This is a genomic window from Flagellimonas onchidii (assembly GCF_004804315.1).
Lineage (GTDB): Bacteria > Bacteroidota > Bacteroidia > Flavobacteriales > Flavobacteriaceae > Flagellimonas > Flagellimonas onchidii.
On sequence record NZ_SRXX01000011.1, the window covers coordinates 115,634 to 138,195 of the forward strand.

Here is a 22,562-nt window from a genome sequence, read left to right on the forward strand (position 1 = left end):
TAAGGTCAATTGGATAGTTTAGTCCTTATTTCCTTTACCAAATAGGCCCCTGTTACTAGAGTGGCCAATACATCTGCGACAGGAAATGACAACCACACTCCCAACTCACCCATAAAATTTGGCAATACTAAAATCAGAGGGATAAAAAAGAATCCTTGCCTTGTCAACGTCAAAAGCAAGGCAGGAATTGCTTTTCCAACGGCCTGAAAATAAGCGGCACCTATCAGTTGCAAGGCAATAATGGGTGTCGCTGCGAATACCAAGCGCATGGCATTAGGTGCATGCTCCAAGACAAAGCTATTGGCGGCCAACTCCTCTGCTGGTAAGTTTGGTTTATCACTTAAAAACAAGGCGGTGAAGAAATCGGGAAAAACCATAAGCAAAACAAATACCAGGGTTGCTACAAATGCGGCATATTTTATTGCCGTGTAAATTGATTCCTTAACCCGACTGTATTTGGCCGCTCCGTAATTGAATCCGGCAATGGGCAAAAAACCTTGGGTGACCCCAAAAACTGGAAAAAAAGCGAACATCAACATTCTGCCAATAATCGCATAAACGGCTACCATGGCCTCTCCACCCAGATTGAACAATATATTGTTCATCAACAAATAGGTGATACTGGTCACGGCCTGTCGCGCAAGCGTCACAAAACCAAGTGCACCGATTTCCCTGAGAATAGGTGCGTTCAATCCAAAATGTGGAAGAGCAATTTTAAGTTCCGAGTTTTTGGACAAAAAGAAATAAAGAATATAACCGAAACATAACAAGTAACTTGCTGTGGTCGCCCAAGCTGCCCCGTGCATTCCCCAATCAAAAACGTAGATAAACAAATAATCCAAAAACAGGTTCCCAACCGAAGGGATTATCATGGCCACCATGGCAAATTTGGGTTTGCCCTCTGCACGAATCACTGTATTTCCCATCATACAAAGTGCCAGAAATGGCACTCCGTAAAGTATAATGGTGTAATAGATTTTAGCGGGATCAAAAATATTTCCTTTACCTCCAAAAGCAGGGATTAGGTTATCAACAAAGTAAAGCCCCAAGGCCACCATGGAAATGGTCACCAAAAGCGTCAAAGTTATTTGGTTTCCAAATGTTTTGAGTGCTTTTTCTTTATCTCCAGAACCTAATGCTCGCGAAATGATACTAGATCCACCGATGCCAATAGCCATCCCCAAAGCGGCTATAAAAAATGAAACGGGAAGTACGACATTGATAGCAGCAATGGCAATGGAACCTATCCAGTTTCCAACAAAAATGGAATCCACCAGTACGTTTAAGGACATCACTAGAATACCAATGGATGCTGGCACGGCTTGTTTGATCAGCAATTTGCCGATAGGTTCAATCCCTAATTGTTCTGAAGATACTTTTGCCATTTACACGGGCAAAATTTCCTTGGCTTGCCATTCATTTATCCATTTGGCCATCAAAGACACCCAAGCATCATTATCATTCAAACACGGAATATGGATGTAGTCCCCTCCTCCGGCTTCTTGGAATTGTTCTTTCCCTTCCATCGCGATTTCTTCCAAGGTCTCCAAACAGTCACTGACGAAAGCAGGGGTTATCACCACAAGTTTTTTTATGCCTTCTTTGGCAAGGCGTTCAAATTCAAAATCTGTAAAAGGCTGAAGCCATGGGTCACTGCCCAATCTGGATTGAAAAGACGAACTCACCTTGTCCTCAGAGAGATTCAAATACGCTTTCACCAATTCTGTGGTATCATAACATTGATGTCGATAGCAAGTGTGATGCGCGACGGAATTTGTTTTGCAGCAGTTTCCATCTATTTTACAATGGAATTTTGTTGGGTCGGATTTTCGAATATGCCTTTCAGGAATCCCGTGATATGAAAATAGAATATGGTCATATTCAAAACCTTTTAATCCTTCCGCAATGCTCTCGGAAAGCACTTTTATGTAATCCGCATTGCTGTAAAAAGCAGGCAGCGTAGTGAGTTTCATTTCAGGAAAATGAGCTTGTTGCTCTTCCATAGCCTTTACCACTACAGTTTCGTAGGAGGACATCGCATAATGAGGGTACAGAGGCACCAACAATACCTCATCTACACCTTTATCATTTAGCTCCTGCAACGCATTTTTAATACTCATGGAACCGTAACGCATCCCTAAAGCAATAGGTATGTCCGTATGTTCTTCGACTTTCTTGGTAAACCTTTCGGAAATAACAATCAAAGGGGAACCTTCATCCCACCATATTTTGGAATATGCTTCTGCCGATTTTTTGGGTCGAGTTTGCAAGATGATTCCTCTTACGATGATGTTTCGAAGCCATTTTGGAGTGTCGATAACGCGTTCGTCCATCAGAAATTCATCCAAATAGGGCTTCACATCTTTAGCTGTTGGACTGTCGGGAGAACCTAAATTGACCAATAAAACTCCTTTCATAGCGCTGAGGATAGTTTGTTGTTAGCAGCGGTAAAAATACTACTTGAAGCTGATTTAATGTTTGATTCCCTCAATTTGTTTCTTTATAATTCCATAGATAATCCTAATTTCGAAATACAAACCGACAGTTCGATGTTTTCAAGAATCCTATTTTATTTTTTTCTCGCTTTTTGTGCGGTTGGCAATGCACAAATTACATGCACTCCTTCGGATTCCTCTCTTTTTGTTGTTAAAATTACAGAGCTAAGTGCCGTACACGGTAAAAATTTAGGTGATAGTCTTGTTGCGGTAGGCAAATCTTTTTTGGATACGCCTTATGTTGAAAAGACACTGGAAATAGGAGATACTGAAACTTTGGTCATCAACTTAAGAGGGCTTGATTGTACCACATTTGTAGAGAATGCTTTGGCTTTTACCTGGATGCTAAAAGAGGAAGAAGCAGATTTTAAACACTTTACAAAAAAATTAAAAACCATTCGGTATAGGGATGGTTTGCTGAATGGGTATCCTTCTCGTTTACATTATTTTACAGAATGGATTCGAAACAATAAGAAGAAGGGTTTAGTAGAGGATGTTACAGCTAATATTGGAGGAATTGAGAACAAAAAGGCCATCAATTTCATGGGCACACATAGAGATTTGTATCCTTTTTTAAAACGGGATGAGAACTATAATGCCATTCTTGAAGCAGAGACTGAACTGGCCCAAGAAAGCCTTTGCATTTTGCCACAAAATCAAATAGAAGATAGCGAACATTTGATCCAATCCGGAGATATTATCGCATTGGCCACTTCCATAAAAGGGTTGGATGTAACGCATACAGGCATAGCCATTCGTCAGGAAGATGGAAGAATCCATTTACTTCATGCATCCAGTTTAGGTTCCGTTAGAATTACGCAAGAACCCCTCTTAGATTACCTTAAAAAAATAAAAAGCAATATTGGAATTATCGTGGCACGACCAACTTTACTTTCTCCGTAGGCACCATTCAATGGCCCCAAGTAAATGTTGTTTAAAATCGTCGTCGTCATAAGACGCTTCGGTATGTCCCAGACCCGTATAAAACGCCCTACCGCCATCAAATTCATGATACCAAGCTATAGGGTGATTGTTTCCATTGGTCCCTCCTTTGTAACTGGTTTCATCCAACCTCATCAGCACATGGGCATTCGGGTTTAGGTTTTTGAAGTTATACCACTCATCAAAATGCAACCATTCATTTTTTAAATGTGCAGTTGATGGATGAGATCCATCCACAACATCGATTTTAGCCTGTTGTTGTTCGGGATGACTTTCGAAATATGCTCCCACCAATTTTCCATACCAAGGCCATTCATACTCGGTATCAGCCGCCGCATGAATTCCCATAAAACTACCACCACGTTTAATGTAAAGTTCCATGACTCTTTGTTGTTGGGTGTTGAGAATATCCATAGTGGTGTTCAAAAAAATCACCAATTTGAAATTCCTTAGATTCTGAATATTAAAATCCTCTGCTGTTTCACTTTGGAGTGCAATAAAATCATTGGTTCTTCCCAGTTGTCGTAAGGCACGGGCGCCTTTTTCAATGGCTTTGTGCCTATACCCTTCTGTTTTTGTAAAGACCAAAACTAAATCGGGCATTTTAGCATTTGGAGCCACTTTAATGGCCTCTTGGGCATTAGCAAAAAATGCGAAGCAAAAAAGAATCAAGGAGAATTTTATGGAGCGCATGATGTGGTTTTAAGCGCTTGAAGTTAAATATTTTTTGGGTGTGGTTCCATATTTCTTTTTAAATGAGGCAATAAAATGGCTGGCCGTACTATACCCAACTTTTAAACCCACCTCATTTACATTGTGACTTCCAGTTTCCAACATTTTTCGTGCATATTCCATTTTATACTCGAATAGAAAGCCATAGACGGAGTCCCCATAAATCTGTTTAAATCCTTCCTTTAACTTCTTTAAACTCAGCCCAATTTCTTTGGAAAGTTCGGCAAGTGTGGGAGGTTCGGCCATTCGGGAAATCATAATTTCCTTGGCCATTCTTATACGTCTTACATTATCCTCATCTGCCAAAAAGGGACATTGTTCCAAATCGGCATCCGGAGTTTTATTGAAGTACAAAGAAATCAACTCGTAAATCTTTCCTTTTATATATAGTTCTTTTATGGAATGATGTAAGTTGTAGTTCATAATTTGACTCAACACTACGGCAATGGTGGGAGTCACTACTTCTTGGGAATAATACTTTTTTTCCTTGTTCTCATCACTCAAAAACGGGATATAGCTAGCTTCGGACGAAAAAAGGGAGTGGAATTTTCGAATGGTCATGATTACCGATAACAACCATGTATTGGGTGCAACGCTCAAGTTCATCGGCAAATCTTTTTGCGTATTATAAAGCAACAGAGAGTTTTCTTCCGATACTTCAAGCTGATAGTTTCCTTGATTAAAATGAAATTTGGAACCTCCTATTAAACAAAAGTGAAACTGGATAAAAGAGCTGTCTATTTCCCGTTCAACAACGGCAATTTCTTCACTATCATTCTGAATTTTAAGCACATAGAACCCATCTTCAATCAAAATTTCTTCATAAGAACCTTTGGCGACATTTTTCATACGAACTTTAGATTAAAGAATCAATAATTCTCTATTTATATTAATTCTAAATTAACTCCTTTAATATCAAAAATATCAATAAATGCAATGTTTTTGAAATTTTTCACACAAAATCACATCTAAAAGTATAGGAACTGACATTTATAGTTCCTCTAGCGTTATTTTTTATGTAATAGTGCTGTTATTTTTGTGACCGATTTTAAATCCCCTATGAGGAGTTATCATATTTCAAAACATAGTTCTTTTTATGCCATTGGGCTCAGCTACAAGAAAGCTGATGCCGAAGTTCGCGGAAAGTTCAGCTTGGATGTTCCAGCTATAGATAGAATTATGACCCAAGCCAAAGAGCAGGGTATTGATGGTCTTCTTGCGATTTCTACTTGTAACCGAACCGAATTGTACGGTTTTGCGCAACATCCCTTCCAGTTGATAAAAATGCTTTGTGATCAAACCCAGGGAAGTGTTGAGGAATTTCAAGAAGTTGCGTATGTCTATAAAAACCATGACGCCATTTCCCATATGTTTAAAGTGGGGACTGGACTTGATAGCCAAATTTTAGGTGATTTTGAAATCATCAGTCAGATAAAACAAGGTTTTTATCGCGCCAAAAAACACGAAATGGCGAATCCGTTTCTAGAACGTTTGTGCAATGCAGTAATTCAGGCAAGCAAGCGTATCAAAAATGAAACGGAACTGTCTTCAGGTGCAACTTCGGTTGCTTTTGCCTCAGTGAAATATATTTTGGACCACGTTCAGAATATTTCTGAAAAGAACATTTTGCTTTTTGGTACAGGAAAAATTGGGCGCAACACTTGTGAAAACCTCGTCAAACATTCCAACAATTCCCATATTACCTTAATCAATAGGACTCGAGAAAAGGCCGAGGTCATAGCTGGAAAATTCCATCTCACGGTCAAAAATTATGGAGATCTTCAAACTGAAATTAGAAAGGCCGACATTCTTGTGGTAGCTACAGGGGCACAATTGCCCACAGTTTCCAAAGCTTTGATTTACCCTAAAAAACCATTGTTGATTTTAGACCTTTCAGTTCCCAAAAACGTATCGGACGATGTGATGGAATTGGATAATGTTTCACTGGTACATCTAGATCAACTTTCTAGAATTACGGACGATACTTTGGCAAAAAGAAAGGAATTTGTTCCGAAGGCTGAAGCTATCATCGAGCAGGTTAAAAAAGATTTTCTAAAATGGTTGGAGACACGAAAATTTGCTCCGGTAATCAATGCGCTCAAAGAAAAGTTGAAGACCATGAAAGCCGAGGAAATTGATTTCCACTCAAAAAAACTATCCGATTTCAATCCAGACCAGGCGGAGATAATCTCAGAACGCATCATTCAAAAAATCACCAAGCAATTCGCAAACCACTTAAAGAGCTCAGAAGTCGATACAGAGGATAGTTTGGCACTTATCCAAAAAGTATTTCAATTAGAAATCGATTCCCAATGAGCAAAATCATAAGAATCGGCACTCGCGATAGTGAACTTGCTTTGTGGCAAGCGCACACAGTTCAGGACAAATTAGAAAAACTGGGCTATGATACCACTTTAGTGCCCATAAAATCTACTGGAGACCAGGTCTTGGACAAACCACTTTATGAGCTTGGAATTACAGGAATCTTTACCAAAACCTTGGATATAGCTTTACTGAAGGGTCAAATTGATATTGCCGTGCATTCTATGAAAGATGTGCCCACCCAATTACCTAAAGGTATTGTTCAAGTGGCAGTTTTGGAGCGTGCCATAACCCATGATATTCTTGTGCACAAAGGATTGGATTTTTTAGAATCTGATGAACCTTCAACAATTGCTACAGGAAGCTTGCGGCGTAAGGCGCAGTGGTTGAACAAATTTCCTCACCATAATGTGGTAGATTTAAGGGGAAACGTGAATACTCGCCTTCTAAAACTTATAGAAAACGACTGGAGTGGTGCCATTTTTGCCCAAGCAGGATTACAGCGGATAAAATTACTTCCAAAGGATGCCATGGTGCTCGATTGGATGGTTCCGGCACCGGCTCAAGGAGCAATGGTCGTAGTCGCGCAAGAAAACGATGACTTTTCAAAGGATGCATTGAAAAAATTGAATCATTCTGATTCAGAAATTGCTACAGGCATTGAGCGTGAATTTTTAAGAACGCTTGAGGGAGGTTGTACCGCACCCATTGGAGCTTTAGCGGAAATAAAAGACCAAGTGGTTTATTTCAAAGGAGTATTGTTTTCGCTTGATGGAACGGAAAAAATAGGTATTGAAAAGAACCTTCCACTTTCAAAAGCCAAAGACTTTGGACAAGCTTGTGCCAAAGAAGTTTTGGATAAAGGTGGAGATAAATTGATGGAGGCCCTACGAAATGAAAACAGTGCTCTCCATTAACATAAAGATTGATAGTCCCCTCTCCCCGGGGAGAGGGCTAGGGTGAGGGGAAATGAACAAGAAAATCCAAATAGCGAGGTTATTACGAAAAGAACAGACCAAAGCAGAAAAAAAGCTTTGGGGTTGTCTTCGAAACCGGAATTTTGAAAATCTGAAATTTAGGAGGCAACATCCTTTAAAGGAATATATCCTTGACTTTTTTTGTGAAGAATATGGAATTGTCATCGAATTGGATGGCGAATACCATAATCAACCAAATCAAAAGGAAAAAGATGAATTAAGGGATACTCATCTTAAAAACTTAGGCTATTTGGTATTGCGTTTTGAAAACAAAGTGGTTTTTGAAGAAATTGACACCTTACTACAAACCATAAAAAATGCCAAAGAAAAGCAGTATGGATTTTCAATGGTTAGGAAAAAACAACTGGAAGAAAGAAACAGCATTCGCAAAAAACACCTCACCCCGACCCTCTCCTCAAGGAGAGGGAGCAGTACAATACTCTCCACTAAAATACTAACCCCATCCCAAAAAGAATTATTGCTGAACTCGGGCTTAGGCTTCGTGGAATACAATGCTCTGGAGATTGAATTTTTGGATATTGAAATTCCAACAAACTATTCCAACTATATTTTCACCAGTAAAAATGCGGTTAAAGCTTTTCTTAGCCACTTTGATGACACCAATTTTTTGGAATATCGTGCTTTCTGTGTTGGCGAAAAGACAAAATCTATTTTAGAGGAAAATGGCCTTAATGTGGTTAAAATGGCTCAAAATGCATCGGAATTGGCTGATTTTATCACAAAAAACCACAAAATTAAGGAGTTTCTGTTTTTTAGCGGAAATCGAAGGAGAGATGAATTACCTGAAATTCTTTCAAAAAATAACGTTCAGTATAAAGAAATCCAAACCTATAAAACGCATTTAAAACCCAAAAAATTCAACCGGGCTTTTGACGGTGTTCTTTTCTTTAGCCCTAGTGGGATTCGAAGTTATTTAAAGGAAAACGCTGTTGGCCAAAGTTGGACTTTTTGTATTGGACCAACAACATCTGCTGAGGCTAAAAAACATACAGATCAAATTATAACCGCCAATAAACCCACCGTAGAAAACGTGTTGGTGCAAGCCATAAAATATTTTAAGCAACATGATTAAAAACGACCTATTTCTTAGAGCCTTAAAAGGCGAAACGGTAGACAGACCACCAGTATGGATGATGCGTCAAGCTGGACGCTACCTGCCCGAGTTCATGGCGCTAAGAGAAAAATATGACTTCTTTACCCGTTGTCAAACCCCAGAACTTGCTTCGGAAATTACGGTTCAACCTATTCGACGATATGGCATGGATGCTGCCATTTTGTTCAGTGATATTTTGGTAATCCCACAAGCCATGGATATTGAAGTGCAAATGAAACCAAACTTCGGTCCTTATCTACCTAATCCAATTCGTTCCGCAAAAGATTTGGAAAGCGTAGTTGTTCCTGATATCCAAGAATCGTTGGGCTATGTCATGGATGCCATTACCCAAACCAAAGAAAAATTGGAGGATGAAATTCCATTAATTGGTTTTGCTGGTTCCCCATGGACCATTTTGTGTTATTGTGTGGAAGGGCAAGGAAGTAAAAGTTTTGACAAAGCAAGGGGCTTTTGCTTTACCCAACCTGAGGCAGCCCACCAACTACTGCAAAAAATAACAGATACTACCATTGCTTATTTAAAGGCTAAGGTTAAAGCCGGTGTCAATGCAGTTCAAGTATTTGATTCATGGGGAGGAATGTTGTCTCCTACCGACTACCAAGAGTTTTCATGGAAATACATCCAACAAATTGTTGATGCACTGAAAGAGGAAGCGCCTGTGATTGTCTTCGGAAAGGGCTGTTGGTTTGCGTTAAGGGAAATGGCTCAATCCGGAGCTTCAGCTGTTGGCGTTGATTGGACATGCTCTGCCCAAAATGCACGTTATCTAACGGGGGGAAATATTACGCTTCAAGGAAATTTTGACCCAGCCCGACTATTATCTCCTCCTTCCGAAATCAAAAAAATGGTCACCCAAATGATTCGAGAATTTGGGAAAGACAAATATGTGGTGAATCTGGGGCATGGGATTTTACCCCATATCCCTTTAGAAAATGCCAAGGCATTTATCGATGCAGTAAAAGAATATTCTGAATAGATTTTAAAAATTTTGATGCAGGTCGAATTTGAAAACTACAGCATAAGCCCCATTCGAGAAAAAGATGCTTGGAGCATTTGCGACTTTGTGGTTTCCAACGAAGAACGACTTAAAGATTATTTCCCAAAAACAGTACAAGAAAACCTGAATCCCACATTGTCGCAGTACTTTGTTGTGAAAAAGGTCAAAGCGTTTTTAGCAGAGGAAGAATACCTTTTCACCATAAAAGAAAACAGAAATAGGGCCATTATCGGATTGGTTTATGTGAAAGAACTGGACAAATTGCAAAATCAAGCTGAGTTAGCGTATTGCATTGGCTATCAATATGAGGACAAGGGGATTATGACGGCCAGCATTAAGAATTTGATACTATGGTGTTTCAATGATAAGGGACTCAAAACCCTGCAAATCATTGTTCACAATAGCAACTTGGCGAGTAAAAAAATTGCAGAACGCAATGGATTTCAATGGAAGCAAACATTGTTGAAAGAACATACCACGGGCAACGGTAAGACCTTGGATATGGAATTATACGAACTCCAAAATCCTGGTCAGCAATGATAAAAGTGTTCAAAACATTGAAAAGGATTAGCCTAAGAAGCTTCTGGGTTTTGACAAAGCTATGCTTAAGATTTCCCTTCTTTGTTTTTCCCACGCTATCAGCTACCAAACAATGTATGTCGCTTTCAACGGAATTATACGGTCGATTACATTATAAAAATGGTCCTGCGAATGCTTTTAGACATGCATTTTGGAATTATTTGATTGCCAAAAAATGTTTCAGTTGGAAGAAAAAAGAGGATAGAGTGCTTATCTGGACAAAGAAAATTACGGATTGGCATGAAAATGCTTTTCCTAATTTCGAATTGGCAAAAAAGATGGACTTGCATAACAATGAGGTAGGACGCCTTATTTTCAAGGAGCACTTTTCAAAATTGGAAAATCACGTTGTAGATATTTTGAGAGAAATGACCTCAAAGGCAACTAAAATAGATGCTCAGACGGATTTTACTTTAGTAAAAAACCAATTGGTTTATATAATTGACAACGAATGAAGGACAAATTTTACGATTACATACAACAGCTTCAAGGTACCATAACAAGCAAACTGGAACAGGTCGATGGAACGGCAAAATTCCAGGAAGATTTATGGAAAAGACCCGAAGGTGGTGGAGGCCGAACCCGGGTAATTGAAAATGGTGCTGTTTTTGAAAAAGGCGGGGTGAATATCTCTGCTGTACATGGTGCTCTTCCCCAAAGTATGCAAAATTATTTCAATGTAAAAGATGCCGATTTCTTTGCTTGTGGATTAAGTTTAGTGATTCATCCAAAGAGTCCAATGGTTCCCACAGTGCATGCCAATTGGCGTTACTTTGAAATGTATGATAAAGAAGGGAATATTGTAGATCAATGGTTCGGAGGCGGCCAGGATTTGACACCCTATTATCTCTTTGAAGAAGATGTAAAGCACTTTCATTCAGTTTGCAAAAGGGCTTGTGATGCGAATAATCCGGAGTTTTATTCAAGCTACAAAAAAAGATGCGATGAATATTTCTGGAACTCCCATCGAAACGAAGCAAGAGGTGTAGGTGGACTTTTCTTTGATTATTGCAAAGGGACAGATTCAACTACAATGGAAGATTGGTACAACTTTGTAACCGAGGTAGGAGATAGTTTTCTGGAAGCTTATATACCAATCGTTTTAGAAAGAAAAGAGCTCTCTTACACCCAAAAACAAAGAGATTGGCAAGAAATTAGACGTGGAAGATATGTGGAATTCAATTTGATTCATGACAAAGGAACCCTTTTTGGATTGAAGACCAATGGACGCATTGAGAGTATTTTAATGAGTCTACCACCACATGTACAATGGAGGTATGATTATCACCCCGAAAAAGGAAGTGAAGAGGAAAGATTGATTCAAGTTTTAAGAGAGCCTAAAGATTGGGTATAATATTATATATTTAGCCAAACACCTATCACTATGCTAGACAGCTTATTGGAAGCGCTTCAATTTTCCCCAGACAACATCCCGTTAAAGTTTCAGATTGCCAAAATTTATATAGGCCAATCAAAATATTTGGAAGCTGAGAAACAACTTGTGGAAATTTTGGAAATCCAACCAAATCACTCAGAAGCCAAGTTCAATTTAGCGGGTTGCTTTTACCGTCAACAAAAAATAACCGCAGCTGAAGTTATTCTGGAAGAACTTATAAAAGAAGAATCCAAGATTTCTTATTTGGAGTTGTTGTGCCAGTGCCAAATTAAACAAGCGAATCTGTCTCTAGCACAAGAAACCTATGAGGAAATATTGGAAATCAACCCGCAATACCAAAATGAGGAGTTCGATGCTCAACTTAAAGTTCCAATGCAATCAACCACGGAGGAGTTTAGTGATTCAGATGCCATTTTTTTGAGTAAACCAAAGGTTTCCTTCAAAGATGTGGGGGGAATGGGACACGTCAAAAATGAAATCGACCTTAAAATCATAAAACCTTTGGAGCACAAAGAGCTTTATGAACAATATGGCAAGAAAATAGGAGGGGGAATTTTGCTTTATGGCCCTCCCGGGTGTGGAAAAACCCATATAGCCAGAGCAACTGCAGGTCAAATACAAGCCAACTTTATCAATGTCGGAATCAATGACATCCTTGATATTTGGTTGGGTAGTTCAGAGCGAAACTTACATGAGATCTTTGAAACAGCAAGGAGAAATAAACCTTGCGTCATTTTTATTGATGAAATTGATGCGCTTGGGGCCAATAGGAATGATATCAACCAAAAGGCTGGTAGAACCATAATCAATCAATTTTTGGCTGAACTTGATGGAATTGATTCGGACAATGATGGCATTTTGGTCATAGGAGCTACCAATGCTCCTTGGTATTTGGATCCGGCTTTTAGGAGACCGGGAAGATTTGACAGAATCATTTTTGTAACACCACCTGATTTAGAATCTAGAGAAGCCATTTTCGACGTTCAACTAAAGGGAAAACCTCTGGGGAATATCGACCTGTCCGTACTGGCTAAACGTACCCAAACTTTTTCGGGCGCTGACATCAATGCTGTAATTGATTTAGCGATTGAAGAAAAACTTCAATCCTCCTTCAAGGATGGAATCCCAAAACCCCTAGAAACCAAGGACCTTCTAAAGGCCATTAAAAAAACGAAACCAACTACCAAGGAATGGTTTGGGTCTGCTAAAAATTATGCCCTTTATTCCAACGATGGAGGCCTTTATGATGATATTTTGACCTACTTAAACATCAAAAAGTAATGGAATCCCAAAATCAACTTCGGGGAATGCAGCTTTATAAGTTGGGTCGATATACAGAAGCTACCACATACTTCAACCAAGCAATTGTATCAGATTCAAACGACATCACCAGCAAATATTACTTGATACTGAGTCAAATCAACCTTAAAGACTTTGATAAAGCTACCCAATTGCTCAATGGCCTTGAAAGGGATATTCCTAACGAGGCTGATGTATATTTTTTATGGGCTCAGCTTCTTTTCTCGCAGGAAAATTACACATTGGCCCTGCAAAAAATTTTCGAAGCCATAAACATAAACCCCGTAAATGATAATTTTTTTGGAGTAAAAGGGGCCATTTTACTAAACTTAAAAAAGTATGATGAGGCACTGATGGCCGTCGAGGAGGGATTAAGGATTGATGCAAAAAACAGTTATTGCCTTAATGTTCGAGCTCAAATATTAACCAAATTGGATAGAAAAGATGAAGCAAGATCTACAGTGGAAAACATTTTGCACGACAATCCTGAGGATGCATATTCATATACCAATGTTGGATGGGTAGAGCTGGAACAAGGAAATATAAAAAAAGCGCAAGATCACTTTAAAGAAGCGTTGAGGTTTGATCCAAATTTCGAATATGCAAGACATGGTATGACCACTGCCATTAAAGGAAAAAACCCCATTTATGCGGCATATTTAAAATATGCTTTCTGGATAGCGAAAAAATCCTCGAAAAATCAATGGGTATTTATCATCGGGATTTATCTTATATACCGTTTTGCTTTTAAAATATTGAGTGCTAGTGGATTGACCATTATTGCTATTCCGCTCATGCTTGCATACTTGGTTTTTGCCTTGGGGGCATGGATTATGGAACCCATGTCCAATACCATTCTTTTGTTTGACAAATATGGGAAGTACCTATTGGAAAAATCCCAAAAACTGAGCGGTTATTTTTTTGGAGGATTGTTGCTTTTCGGATTGGTTGCGTTAGCTTCATACTACATTACACAAATACCCTATACATTAATATTGGGTGTTACATTTATATGCTTGCTGATTCCATTACCAAGAGCCTTTATTGCGAATAGTTCTTCGGGCAAAACTTTGGGGATAGCCTATTCAGCTCTTATGGCCATAATTGGAATAGCGGGACCGTTGTTTTTGGAAGGTTGGACCCCAGGGGTTGTTGTATTTCTCATGATGGTAATTTATACTTGGATAGGGAACTTTTTTGATTGAAAGAATGAAACAGAAAATCTATCAAATAGACGCTTTTACGAACCATGTTTTTGGGGGCAACCCTGCAGCCGTATGTATTTTGGAAAATTGGTTGGATACAGACATAATGCAGAAAATTGCATTGGAAAATAATCTGGCAGAAACGGCTTTTACGGTAAAAACTGGAGCTGTTTTTGAGCTTCGTTGGTTTACTCCAGAGGTAGAGGTAGATTTATGTGGCCATGCAACCTTGGCAACCGCTTATGTGCTCTTCAATTACCATGGTGTTTCTGAAAATACAATTGAGTTTCATTCACCAAGAAGTGGCTCACTTAAGGTTGAAAAATCTTCTGATGGGATGTTGACTTTGGATTTCCCAGCGGATGAAACTGTCGCCATTCAAAACATCCCCGAAATGGATAGTGCCCTTGGATCAACCCCTATCAAAATCATAAAAGGAAAAACGGATTATCTGTTGATTTATAATTCACAACAGGAAATTGAAGCTTTAGACCCCAATTTTCATTTGTTGAGTCAATTGGATTGCAGAGGAGTAATTGTTTCGGCTCCTGGCAACAGGGTGGATTTTGTCTCTCGGTTTTTTGCACCACAATCAGGTATCCCAGAAGACCCGGTTACTGGTTCAGCACATACGACTTTGACTCCTTATTGGGCCAAAATTTTAGGTAAATCCAAAATGACGGCCAAGCAGCTTTCTCAACGTGGAGGAGATTTGAATTGTGAATTTCTTGGAGAAAGGGTCAAAATTTCAGGAAAAGCAGTTCCTTACCTTATTGGTGAGATTGAAATTTAAATCAACCCGAATAATGAAAAAGCTGAAATTGGAATATTCATCGCTGCTCCAAGGAGAATTTTCCCTTGGGAAACGCAATTTATTGTTTGCGTTCCAAGTGAATTGCCCGGGATGTTTTTTCTATGGCTTTCCTTCCGTAAATGATTTGCACAAAAAGTATGCGGACCAGATTAACATTTTGGGACTTTCCACCGCATTTGAAGATTTTGAGTTCAACAATCTGGAAAATACCAAACTGTTATTGACAGAAAAGAAAGTGGTCGGTGAAACCAAAAAAGCTTTTGAAACCTATCCCAATGAACTACAACTCCAGGATATTGAGTTTCCCATTGCCATGGATGTTTTAAGCGATAAATCTTTTATTACGGAGGAAAATATTTCATACATCGGCAATCATTTTCCGAACTATGGTCTAGCATCCGATAATGAACGACAGGAGTTTGACCTTAAAATCAAGGATTATTTGAACATGAATCCCATAATCCCTGTTACCTTTACATTGAACCAATTTAGGGGGACGCCCACTTTTGTGCTTTTTGATGAAGAATATACCGTCTTGAAGCATTGGTTCGGGCACAAAACCTATGAAGAAGTAGAATATATCATTACAAAACATCTTAATTAATGTTTCCACTGATACGAAATAGAAGACTACGCGCATCCGAATCCATTAGACGATTGGTTCGCGAAACTGTAATTACTCCGGACGACTTTTTAGTTCCCCTTTTTGTGGTTGAAGGAAAGGGTATCAAAGAAGAAATTCCATCCATGCCCAATTATTATAGAATGAGTTTGGACCATCTGGAAAAGGAGGTGAAAGAGCTTTGGCAAATGGGACTTTGTGCGGTTTTACTTTTTGTAAAAGTTCCAGATGAACTAAAAGATAACAAAGGTACTGAAGCATTGAATCCTGATGGACTGATGCAACGTGCCATTAAAACGGTAAAAAACACATGTCCAGAAATGCTGGTCATGACCGATGTTGCGCTTGATCCCTACTCCTCCTATGGACATGACGGTATCGTGGCCGAAGGTCAAATTTTAAATGATGAGACATCTGAAGTTTTGGCAGAAATGAGCATTTCGCATGCTGAGGCAGGTGCTGATTTTGTGGCACCCAGCGATATGATGGATGGGCGTATCTTGACTATTCGAGAGGCTTTGGAAGATGAAGGTTTCCAAAATACAGGGATTATGAGTTATTCCGCAAAGTATGCCAGTGCTTATTACGGTCCGTTCCGTGATGCATTGGATTCAGCTCCCGTGGACATTGCTAATATTCCAAAGGACAAGAAAACCTACCAAATGGATTTTGCCAATAGGTTTGAAGCTATTCGTGAAACCCAAATGGATATCGACGAAGGAGCTGATATTGTTATGGTAAAACCTGGTCTAGCCTATTTGGATATTGTTCGAGAAATTAAGAACGAAGTTGATGTCCCTCTCGCGGTCTACCAGGTTTCTGGTGAATATGCAATGCTTAAAGCCGCTGCTGAAAAAGGATGGCTGGACCATGATACTGTTATGATGGAACAACTAATTGCCATCAAAAGAGCTGGGGCAAATATCATTGCCAGTTACTTCGCCAAAGATGTGACAAAACTCTTAAATTAAGAGTCAGAAAAATGCAAAAATTACTTCTTGGTGTAAGATTTACTAAGTATTTCATACTAAGATACTTAGTAACCAAGAATTATAAAAAAACCAATTCGCGAAGTATTTTACTCCTATTATGCTTTTGCACTTCTTATCGTCACCCTAATATTCCAAGGTTGTAAAGGGGAAGATTTTATAGATGATTTCGTAGAGCCAGAACTGCGAATCGTCAATCCCATAACACAACTACAGATTCCATCAACCTATAATTATAGAGCTTCATATTTTAATAACATAGGTGTTTCTGAAGATGTAAATATCTCATGGTCAAGTTCAGATGAAAGTATCCTATCGGTTGACTCAAATGGAACAGTAACAGCACTTGCAGAAGGCGATGCCGTAATTACGGCAACAGTGACCATAGACAATAATACATTTAGTGATGTTGACTTTTTATCTGTAATTCCAGAAGATACCCAAAGTGGTGGTAATGATGAAAGTGATGGAGGTAACAATTCCGACGACACAAAATCAGGAACAATCGAAACAACCAGTGGCTATTTGCTCCAAGGGGATTTTACAATAGTAATTGATGGTGATGGTAATCTTTTTCTCGAGATGGATTCAAATTATAGGGCCGATACTGACCTTCCTGGATTATATCTTTACTTGACCAACAATCCAAATTCTGTCAACGGAGCCCATGAAGTTGGAGCTGTTGAAGTTTTCTCAGGGGAACATTTCTATACCATCGAAAATGTCGGACTTAACGAATTCAAGTACTTATTGTATTGGTGTAAGCCCTTTAGTGTAAAAGTCGGCGATGGAAAAATCAACTAACCATAGATCTTAAAAAAAATGAGAAAATATTATTTTCTATTACTGATAGGATGCTTTTTAATATTCAACAATAACTTATATAGCCAATGGACCAAGGAAAGCGGAAAAGGCTATTATAAATTATCGGCATGGTATCTTGAAGCTGATGAACACTATACTAGTTCTGGACAAATTGACCCAAATGCTACCCGTGGGCAGTTCAATATAAATTTATATGGAGAATATGGTCTTAACGACCGATGGGACTTGGTAGGTTATATCCCATTTTTTTCAAGAACCTATCAAAATGATATACTTTCCAGAACAACAAATGAAATCATTATTCCTGGGGAAGAAGTAAATTCCATTGGTGATATTGACCTTGGATTAACGTATGGTTTACTTCAAAAAGAGAATTTGGCCATTTCTGTAACCTTGATGCTAGGAATTCCTTCAGGAGATGATGCTGGAGGTAGTGATGGTAGTTATCAAACCGGCGATGGTGAATTCAACCAATTATTGAAGGTCGCTGCTGGTGTCCCATTTAAAATTACAAATACCCCTTTATATGTCAAAGCTTATGTTGGTTATAACAACCGTACCCAAAATTTTTCCGATGAACTCAGGGGAGGTGCTGAATTGGGGATACAATTGTTCAATTCCTTATGGCTGGCCAGCAAATTGAATATTGTGGAGTCATTACAAAATGGGTCTTTAAGTGCTCAAAACAATCAAGGTAGCATTTTTGCAAATAATGTGGAGTTCACCAATTTTGAAGTCGAAGCAGCGTATTACATCACTAAAAAGTTTGGTCTTTCAGTCAATTATGCCACAGCTCTTAGCGGACGCATCATTTATGCCGCGCCTTCATATTCAGGTGGAATTTTTATGGATATTCAATAAGCTTATTTGTACCATGATTTTTTGGTACTATAGACTACTTCATTTGAAAAATCAATATCCTAACCTCTCCCGTACCCGATTCAAGACCTCATCAGCTACCTTTTTGGCTTTTTCGGCGCCAATCGCCAACGCTTCGTCCACTTCCTCTAAGCGGTTCATGTAGTATTCAAACTTTTCACGGGGCTCAGCAAACTTCTCGAGAATGACCTCATAAAGTGCTTGCTTTGCATGACCATAGCCATACCCTCCAGCCAAATAGTTGGCACTCATTTCCTCAACCTGCTCAGGAGAGGCTAATATCTTGTACAAAGCAAAGACATTATCGTTTGATGGGTCCTTGGGGTCTTCCATAGGTGTGCTGTCCGTAACAATGCCCATAAGTTGTTTCCGCAATTTTTTATCGGGTTGGAACAAATTGATAATGTTTCCTTTGCTCTTGCTCATCTTCTGTCCGTCCGTTCCTGGAATGTACATGGTCTCTTCCTGTACTTTGGCTTCGGGCAACACAAAGGTTTCACCCAATTGGTTATGGAACCTAGAAGCTACATCACGTGTCATTTCCAAATGTTGCAACTGATCTTTCCCAACAGGAACAATATGGGCATCATACAATAAAATATCAGCGGCCATCAACATCGGATAGGTAAACAATCCCGAATTCACATCCTCCAATCTATCTGCTTTGTCTTTAAAAGAATGTGCAAGCGTAAGTCGTTGGTATGGAAAAAAGCAACTGAGGTACCAAGCGAGTTCAGTTACTTGGGGCACATCACTTTGGCGGTAAAAAACTGTCTTTTCAATATCCAAACCAAAAGCAAGCCATGTGGCTGCTGTGGCGTAAGTGTTACTTCTTAGCTCTTCACCATTTTTTATTTGGGTAAGCGAATGCATATCCGCAATAAAAAGGAAGGATTCGTTTTTTGGGTCTTGTGCCATTTGAATGGCAGGAATAATTGCTCCTAAAATGTTTCCCAAGTGGGGAGTACCTGTGCTCTGGATTCCTGTTAAAATTCGGGCCATACCAATATTTTGGCCGTAAAAGTAACAATCCGCAAGGGATAATAAAAGGAGTAGGGCGTCTTAAAAAGGATAAACTATTTTTTAAAGAGTCCTGCCACGAACAGCACGACAACTGCTCCTATAACACCGGTAATTAAATCCCCAACAATACCAGAGCTTATATGGATGCCCAGAACCCCGAAGAGCCAATTGCCTACTACACCACCAACAATACCCAATATAATATTGATAAGGGCCCCAAAACCGCCCCCTTTCATAATTTTACCGGCAAGCCATCCTGCAGCCGCCCCTATTAGCAATGCATATAATAATCCCATGATCAAGAATTTATGGTTAGTTCTCTAAAGATATTCAAAAATTCTACTTTTGGCGAATGTTTGTCTTTTTCAAGAACATGGGACATGTTTTATACCGGATTTGGTTCTACATCCTGGTTGCCCTTCCTATTATAGTGTTTTTCCCATTTTTATTGCTGACCACCTTATCTGAAAAAACCTATAAACAGTTTTTTTGGCTAGCGAGAAATTTTTGGGCAAGAACCATACTCTATGGCATGGGTTGCTTCCCACGTATAGTCCGGGAGCAAAAAATGGAAAAGGGGAAAAGCTACATGTTGGTCGCCAACCATACTAGCATGTTGGATATTATGTACATGTTGGTGGTCAGTAAAAATCCTTTTGTATTTGTGGGCAAGAAGGAGTTAGTGAAGATTCCTGTTTTTGGATTTTTCTATAAGCGGGTATGCATTATGGTAGATCGGGAAAACATTAAAAGTCGTACAGGGGTATATCGAAGGGCCCAACGTCGTTTGGATCAAGGATTGAGTGTCTGCATATTTCCAGAAGGAGGTGTTCCCGAAGAAGATGTGATTTTGGATCAATTTAAGGATGGGGCCTTTAAAATGGCCATCGCCCATAAAATCCCTGTGGTGCCAATCATATTTTACGACAACAAGAAACGGTTTTCCTTTACTTTTTTAAGTGGAGGTCCTGGAATCGTCCGTGCTAAAGTCCATCATTTTTTTGAGACCGGGATTTTGGCAGAAGAGGATAAGTCAACCTTGCGGGAAGAGGTTAGGGATGTTATTTTGAAAGAACTTGAGACGAGAACATCAAACCCCGATAACTCTTTTGCATAAAAAAACACCCTGCCGAAACAAGGTGCTTAATTGATTGCCTAAAGGGGCAACCTTCCTAACCAACATTTTTAATATTGTCAAAACTTGAAACGAACACCACTATAAACACCTACCGAAAACGGTCTGAACGAACCAGCAGTTTCAGAAAATGTATTGAGTTGATATTTGAAAACAGGCTCTAGGTTCAACTGAACTTTTGGAGAAAATTCATAATTGAGCCCCACCCCAATATTTGTGCTAAAATTGAGATCATTGGCGTTATTGGCTTCCCCAACTTCGGTAACCCTATCTTCAGATTCAAGTAATACGGAATTATCTACCAAGAACAGCGAACTGACACCTCCGATGATGTTTACCCCAAACTTCTTATCAATAAGGGCATAATCCAGCTCAACGGGAACTTCTATATAGCCCAATTGCTGAATCATTTTACCTTCAAAGGAGGGGTTTTCATTGGCTGCAAACTCCACCAAAGCATCGTTGGCAGATGGTTGGGGAATGTTCTCTTGGCTTTGGACCACAATAGTACGGGAGGCTTGGCGATAATCGATATTGTCTATTTTGCTACTGGTAGCCGCATCCAGCGAAGAGGAGAATATAACATTATTGGTGTCATAACCATAATCCACTTTATGAACACCTGAACGGACTTTAAGTTTTTTAGTGACATTATAAGCTACGGTAAGCCCATAACTTAGATTGACATTACCTGATTTTGAATTGGACGAAAAAATGGAATGAATCGGTGACCCATTACCTGAAGCGCTCGAGTAAACCGGTGCTACGGAAGGACCAACAGACCACTTTGAGGACGTGCCGTTTTTCGCTACAGCCTCTTCTTCCTGCTCCTCGATTACTTCAAAAATTGACTTTTTCTCTGGAGTATTTTCGCGTTCTTGGTTTTGTGCAACTACCTCTTCTTTGTCACGTTGAACATTCTCTGAGTTTTCGGCAATGGCATTTTTCTCTTGGGAGGAATCAAATAATTCCGGGTTTTGAGAAACGTTCTTATTTTGATCAGTACCAGTTGCCGGAGATTGTTCCGACACTTCATCATTAGAGACTACAACGGAAATAGTTTCATTGTTTATAGCATCAAGCCCTTCATTTTTCGCTTCCGTGACAGGTTGTTTTTCAGAGTTGGATGAGGCAATAGCTTGCTCTTCGGCGTTATTGTCTTTCCAAAGCTTGTCTTGAACTTTGTTCGCCTCGGCAACAGTATTATTTCCTCTTTCCTCATTTGCAGTTGAGGTCAATTGCTGATCAGGATAGGAATTTTGCTCCTGGATAGTGGATTCCTCAGTACCTTGAGCACGATTTTCGTTAGAGTCGCCCTCATCATCATTAGAGGAATTAACCAACTGCTCTGAATCTTCAATTTGTTTAATGGTTTCATTATCGGTCGCCGAATCGTTGTTATTTTGGCTTTCCGTTATGATAACATTATCGTTTTCCTTCGAACTATCGAAGGGATTTATGACCAAAAACAATAGGGTCAATACAGCGGCCGCCCCACCTAACTTCCACCAAATCGGAATAACCCTTTTCTTCTGTTCCTTTTTGTCCAAGGAAGCTTCAATAGCTTTCCAGACATTGTCGTCTGGAGTTTCCTTAAAGTCTTTAAAAACTTCTTTGAACAATTGCTCTAAACTCTTTTTCCCCATCTTTAGATTATTTAAGCAATGTTTATATTTTCTTTTTCTATTTTTTCCCTCAATATCATTTTGGCCCTGGCCAGATTTGATTTTGAAGTTCCTGCGGATGTACCTAACATCTCGCTGATTTCCTTATGACTGTAACCGTCCAAAACATATAGATTGAATGTCAATCGATATTTGTTCGGCAATTCTTGTATATACCCCAACAATGTGGATAAACTGATATCCACCCCTTCAGTATCCATGTCCAATTCTTCCCCAACGTTTTCGGACACCACATCTAAATGTTGTTGCTTTCTATATTTTTGAAGTACCGTATTTACCGTAATCCGTTTGATCCAACCTTCAAAAGAACCATTGAAATTATATTGATCGATCTTGTCGAAAATTGTCATAAAACTGTCGTGCAGACTATCTTCCGCCTCGGTTTTATTTCGGGAATATTTGAGGCACATACCGAAAAGAATACCGGAATATTTCCGGTATAGCTCTGCTTGTGCCTGTCTTTTGCCCTTTTTACAATTATGTATTAACTCTTCAAGATCCAAATGTTGGT

At 39.3% G+C, this 22,562-nt stretch carries 24 protein-coding genes; 16 read left to right on the forward strand and 8 right to left on the reverse strand.

From position 1 onward, the window contains the following. Positions 1-5: 5 nt before the first annotated feature. Positions 6-1,385 carry an MATE family efflux transporter gene (locus E4661_RS12805; RefSeq protein ID WP_136467843.1) on the reverse strand — a complete coding sequence of 460 codons (1,380 nt, stop codon included), beginning with the start codon at positions 1,383-1,385 and terminating at the stop codon, positions 6-8. Further along, the gene (hemH, locus tag E4661_RS12810) at positions 1,386-2,417 is read right to left on the reverse strand and encodes a ferrochelatase (RefSeq protein WP_136467844.1); all 1,032 of its coding nucleotides are present in this window, start codon (positions 2,415-2,417) and stop codon (positions 1,386-1,388) included. Positions 2,418-2,549: 132 nt separating this feature from the next. Between hemH and E4661_RS12815 the strand changes: the two genes are divergently transcribed. Next, positions 2,550-3,398, forward strand: a complete 849-nt coding sequence (locus tag E4661_RS12815; protein ID WP_136467845.1) for an N-acetylmuramoyl-L-alanine amidase-like domain-containing protein — start codon at positions 2,550-2,552, stop codon at positions 3,396-3,398. On the opposite strand, the gene E4661_RS12820 is transcribed toward E4661_RS12815, so the two are convergent. Together E4661_RS12820 and E4661_RS12825 are read right to left on the reverse strand one after the other, a co-directional pair. Next, complete coding sequence (locus E4661_RS12820; protein WP_136467846.1) at positions 3,384-4,130, reverse strand: ThuA domain-containing protein; 747 nt, start codon at positions 4,128-4,130, stop codon at positions 3,384-3,386. The two genes, E4661_RS12815 and E4661_RS12820, sit on opposite strands and share 15 nt — an antisense overlap. A gap of 9 nt (positions 4,131-4,139) precedes the next feature. Then, entirely contained in the window at positions 4,140-5,018 is an 879-nt protein-coding gene (locus tag E4661_RS12825) for a helix-turn-helix transcriptional regulator (RefSeq protein ID WP_136467847.1), read from the reverse strand. A 210-nt stretch (positions 5,019-5,228) separates the two neighbouring features. On the opposite strand from E4661_RS12825, the gene hemA reads away from it, so the two are divergent. The 14 genes from hemA (at position 5,229) to E4661_RS12895 (ending at position 18,190) form a co-directional block, all read left to right on the forward strand. Beyond that, the gene (gene hemA, locus E4661_RS12830) at positions 5,229-6,485 is read left to right on the forward strand and encodes a glutamyl-tRNA reductase (protein ID WP_136467848.1); all 1,257 of its coding nucleotides are present in this window, start codon (positions 5,229-5,231) and stop codon (positions 6,483-6,485) included. After that, positions 6,482-7,408, forward strand: a complete 927-nt coding sequence (gene hemC / locus E4661_RS12835) for a hydroxymethylbilane synthase (protein ID WP_136467849.1) — start codon at positions 6,482-6,484, stop codon at positions 7,406-7,408. The genes hemA and hemC overlap by 4 nt, the downstream gene beginning before the upstream one ends. Positions 7,409-7,460: 52 nt before the next feature. After that, complete coding sequence (locus E4661_RS12840) at positions 7,461-8,561, forward strand: DUF559 domain-containing protein (RefSeq protein ID WP_136467850.1); 1,101 nt, start codon at positions 7,461-7,463, stop codon at positions 8,559-8,561. Then, the gene (hemE, locus tag E4661_RS12845; protein WP_136467851.1) at positions 8,554-9,579 is read left to right on the forward strand and encodes a uroporphyrinogen decarboxylase; all 1,026 of its coding nucleotides are present in this window, start codon (positions 8,554-8,556) and stop codon (positions 9,577-9,579) included. Before E4661_RS12840 ends, hemE begins: the two co-directional genes overlap by 8 nt. A gap of 15 nt (positions 9,580-9,594) precedes the next feature. Beyond that, on the forward strand, positions 9,595-10,140 hold the full coding sequence (locus E4661_RS12850; RefSeq protein WP_136467852.1) for a GNAT family N-acetyltransferase: 546 nt from the start codon (positions 9,595-9,597) through the stop codon (positions 10,138-10,140). Further along, complete coding sequence (locus tag E4661_RS12855; protein WP_417936401.1) at positions 10,137-10,634, forward strand: DUF6973 domain-containing protein; 498 nt, start codon at positions 10,137-10,139, stop codon at positions 10,632-10,634. Before E4661_RS12850 ends, E4661_RS12855 begins: the two co-directional genes overlap by 4 nt. Then, positions 10,631-11,533: an oxygen-dependent coproporphyrinogen oxidase gene (gene hemF / locus E4661_RS12860; RefSeq protein WP_136467854.1), complete on the forward strand. Its 903-nt coding sequence runs from the start codon at positions 10,631-10,633 to the stop codon at positions 11,531-11,533. Before E4661_RS12855 ends, hemF begins: the two co-directional genes overlap by 4 nt. Positions 11,534-11,563: 30 nt before the next feature. Then, positions 11,564-12,856: an ATP-binding protein gene (locus E4661_RS12865; RefSeq protein WP_136467855.1), complete on the forward strand. Its 1,293-nt coding sequence runs from the start codon at positions 11,564-11,566 to the stop codon at positions 12,854-12,856. Beyond that, positions 12,856-14,079, forward strand: a complete 1,224-nt coding sequence (locus tag E4661_RS12870; protein WP_136467856.1) for a tetratricopeptide repeat protein — start codon at positions 12,856-12,858, stop codon at positions 14,077-14,079. Before E4661_RS12865 ends, E4661_RS12870 begins: the two co-directional genes overlap by 1 nt. A 4-nt stretch (positions 14,080-14,083) precedes the next feature. Next, on the forward strand, positions 14,084-14,872 hold the full coding sequence (locus E4661_RS12875; RefSeq protein WP_136467857.1) for a PhzF family phenazine biosynthesis protein: 789 nt from the start codon (positions 14,084-14,086) through the stop codon (positions 14,870-14,872). 13 nt (positions 14,873-14,885) lie between these two features. After that, positions 14,886-15,497 (forward strand): hypothetical protein, encoded by a 612-nt coding sequence (locus E4661_RS12880; RefSeq protein WP_136467858.1) that lies wholly within the window; start codon positions 14,886-14,888, stop codon positions 15,495-15,497. Continuing rightward, positions 15,497-16,486, forward strand: a complete 990-nt coding sequence (gene hemB / locus E4661_RS12885; protein WP_136467859.1) for a porphobilinogen synthase — start codon at positions 15,497-15,499, stop codon at positions 16,484-16,486. The genes E4661_RS12880 and hemB overlap by 1 nt, the downstream gene beginning before the upstream one ends. A 396-nt stretch (positions 16,487-16,882) precedes the next feature. Next, entirely contained in the window at positions 16,883-17,308 is a 426-nt protein-coding gene (locus tag E4661_RS19440) for a DM13 domain-containing protein (protein WP_240751474.1), read from the forward strand. Positions 17,309-17,326: 18 nt separating this feature from the next. Next, positions 17,327-18,190, forward strand: coding sequence for a hypothetical protein (locus E4661_RS12895; RefSeq protein ID WP_136467860.1), 864 nt, complete (start codon positions 17,327-17,329; stop codon positions 18,188-18,190). 51 nt (positions 18,191-18,241) lie between these two features. Here E4661_RS12895 and trpS read toward each other — a convergent pair whose 3' ends face one another. Continuing rightward, positions 18,242-19,210, reverse strand: coding sequence for a tryptophan--tRNA ligase (gene trpS, locus E4661_RS12900; protein WP_136467861.1), 969 nt, complete (start codon positions 19,208-19,210; stop codon positions 18,242-18,244). A gap of 74 nt (positions 19,211-19,284) precedes the next feature. Further along, positions 19,285-19,527 (reverse strand): GlsB/YeaQ/YmgE family stress response membrane protein, encoded by a 243-nt coding sequence (locus tag E4661_RS12905; RefSeq protein WP_136467862.1) that lies wholly within the window; start codon positions 19,525-19,527, stop codon positions 19,285-19,287. A gap of 56 nt (positions 19,528-19,583) precedes the next feature. On the opposite strand from E4661_RS12905, the gene E4661_RS12910 reads away from it, so the two are divergent. Then, complete coding sequence (locus E4661_RS12910) at positions 19,584-20,348, forward strand: lysophospholipid acyltransferase family protein (protein ID WP_136467863.1); 765 nt, start codon at positions 19,584-19,586, stop codon at positions 20,346-20,348. Positions 20,349-20,425: 77 nt separating this feature from the next. On the opposite strand, the gene E4661_RS12915 is transcribed toward E4661_RS12910, so the two are convergent. Beyond that, a complete protein-coding gene (locus tag E4661_RS12915; protein ID WP_136467864.1) occupies positions 20,426-22,012 on the reverse strand; it encodes an outer membrane beta-barrel protein in 1,587 nt (528 codons plus the stop codon). 11 nt (positions 22,013-22,023) lie between these two features. Beyond that, complete coding sequence (locus E4661_RS12920; protein ID WP_136467865.1) at positions 22,024-22,554, reverse strand: RNA polymerase sigma factor; 531 nt, start codon at positions 22,552-22,554, stop codon at positions 22,024-22,026. Positions 22,555-22,562 lie beyond the last annotated feature (8 nt).

Coding starts and splice junctions, on each gene's coding strand:
- hemB (WP_136467859.1), top strand. CDS start 15,497: ATGTTTCCACTGATACGAAATAGAAGACTACGCGCATCCGAATCCATT.
- trpS (WP_136467861.1), bottom strand. CDS start 19,210: ATGGCCCGAATTTTAACAGGAATCCAGAGCACAGGTACTCCCCACTTG.
- E4661_RS12870 (WP_136467856.1), top strand. CDS start 12,856: ATGGAATCCCAAAATCAACTTCGGGGAATGCAGCTTTATAAGTTGGGT.
- E4661_RS12905 (WP_136467862.1), bottom strand. CDS start 19,527: ATGGGATTATTATATGCATTGCTAATAGGGGCGGCTGCAGGATGGCTT.
- E4661_RS12910 (WP_136467863.1), top strand. CDS start 19,584: ATGTTTGTCTTTTTCAAGAACATGGGACATGTTTTATACCGGATTTGG.
- E4661_RS12865 (WP_136467855.1), top strand. CDS start 11,564: ATGCTAGACAGCTTATTGGAAGCGCTTCAATTTTCCCCAGACAACATC.
- E4661_RS12825 (WP_136467847.1), bottom strand. CDS start 5,018: ATGAAAAATGTCGCCAAAGGTTCTTATGAAGAAATTTTGATTGAAGAT.
- hemA (WP_136467848.1), top strand. CDS start 5,229: ATGAGGAGTTATCATATTTCAAAACATAGTTCTTTTTATGCCATTGGG.
- E4661_RS12840 (WP_136467850.1), top strand. CDS start 7,461: ATGAACAAGAAAATCCAAATAGCGAGGTTATTACGAAAAGAACAGACC.
- E4661_RS12855 (WP_417936401.1), top strand. CDS start 10,137: ATGATAAAAGTGTTCAAAACATTGAAAAGGATTAGCCTAAGAAGCTTC.
- E4661_RS12815 (WP_136467845.1), top strand. CDS start 2,550: ATGTTTTCAAGAATCCTATTTTATTTTTTTCTCGCTTTTTGTGCGGTT.
- E4661_RS12820 (WP_136467846.1), bottom strand. CDS start 4,130: ATGCGCTCCATAAAATTCTCCTTGATTCTTTTTTGCTTCGCATTTTTT.
- E4661_RS12850 (WP_136467852.1), top strand. CDS start 9,595: ATGCAGGTCGAATTTGAAAACTACAGCATAAGCCCCATTCGAGAAAAA.
- hemH (WP_136467844.1), bottom strand. CDS start 2,417: ATGAAAGGAGTTTTATTGGTCAATTTAGGTTCTCCCGACAGTCCAACA.
- hemE (WP_136467851.1), top strand. CDS start 8,554: ATGATTAAAAACGACCTATTTCTTAGAGCCTTAAAAGGCGAAACGGTA.
- hemC (WP_136467849.1), top strand. CDS start 6,482: ATGAGCAAAATCATAAGAATCGGCACTCGCGATAGTGAACTTGCTTTG.
- E4661_RS12915 (WP_136467864.1), bottom strand. CDS start 22,012: ATGGGGAAAAAGAGTTTAGAGCAATTGTTCAAAGAAGTTTTTAAAGAC.
- hemF (WP_136467854.1), top strand. CDS start 10,631: ATGAAGGACAAATTTTACGATTACATACAACAGCTTCAAGGTACCATA.
- E4661_RS12875 (WP_136467857.1), top strand. CDS start 14,084: ATGAAACAGAAAATCTATCAAATAGACGCTTTTACGAACCATGTTTTT.
- E4661_RS12895 (WP_136467860.1), top strand. CDS start 17,327: ATGAGAAAATATTATTTTCTATTACTGATAGGATGCTTTTTAATATTC.
- E4661_RS12880 (WP_136467858.1), top strand. CDS start 14,886: ATGAAAAAGCTGAAATTGGAATATTCATCGCTGCTCCAAGGAGAATTT.
- E4661_RS12805 (WP_136467843.1), bottom strand. CDS start 1,385: ATGGCAAAAGTATCTTCAGAACAATTAGGGATTGAACCTATCGGCAAA.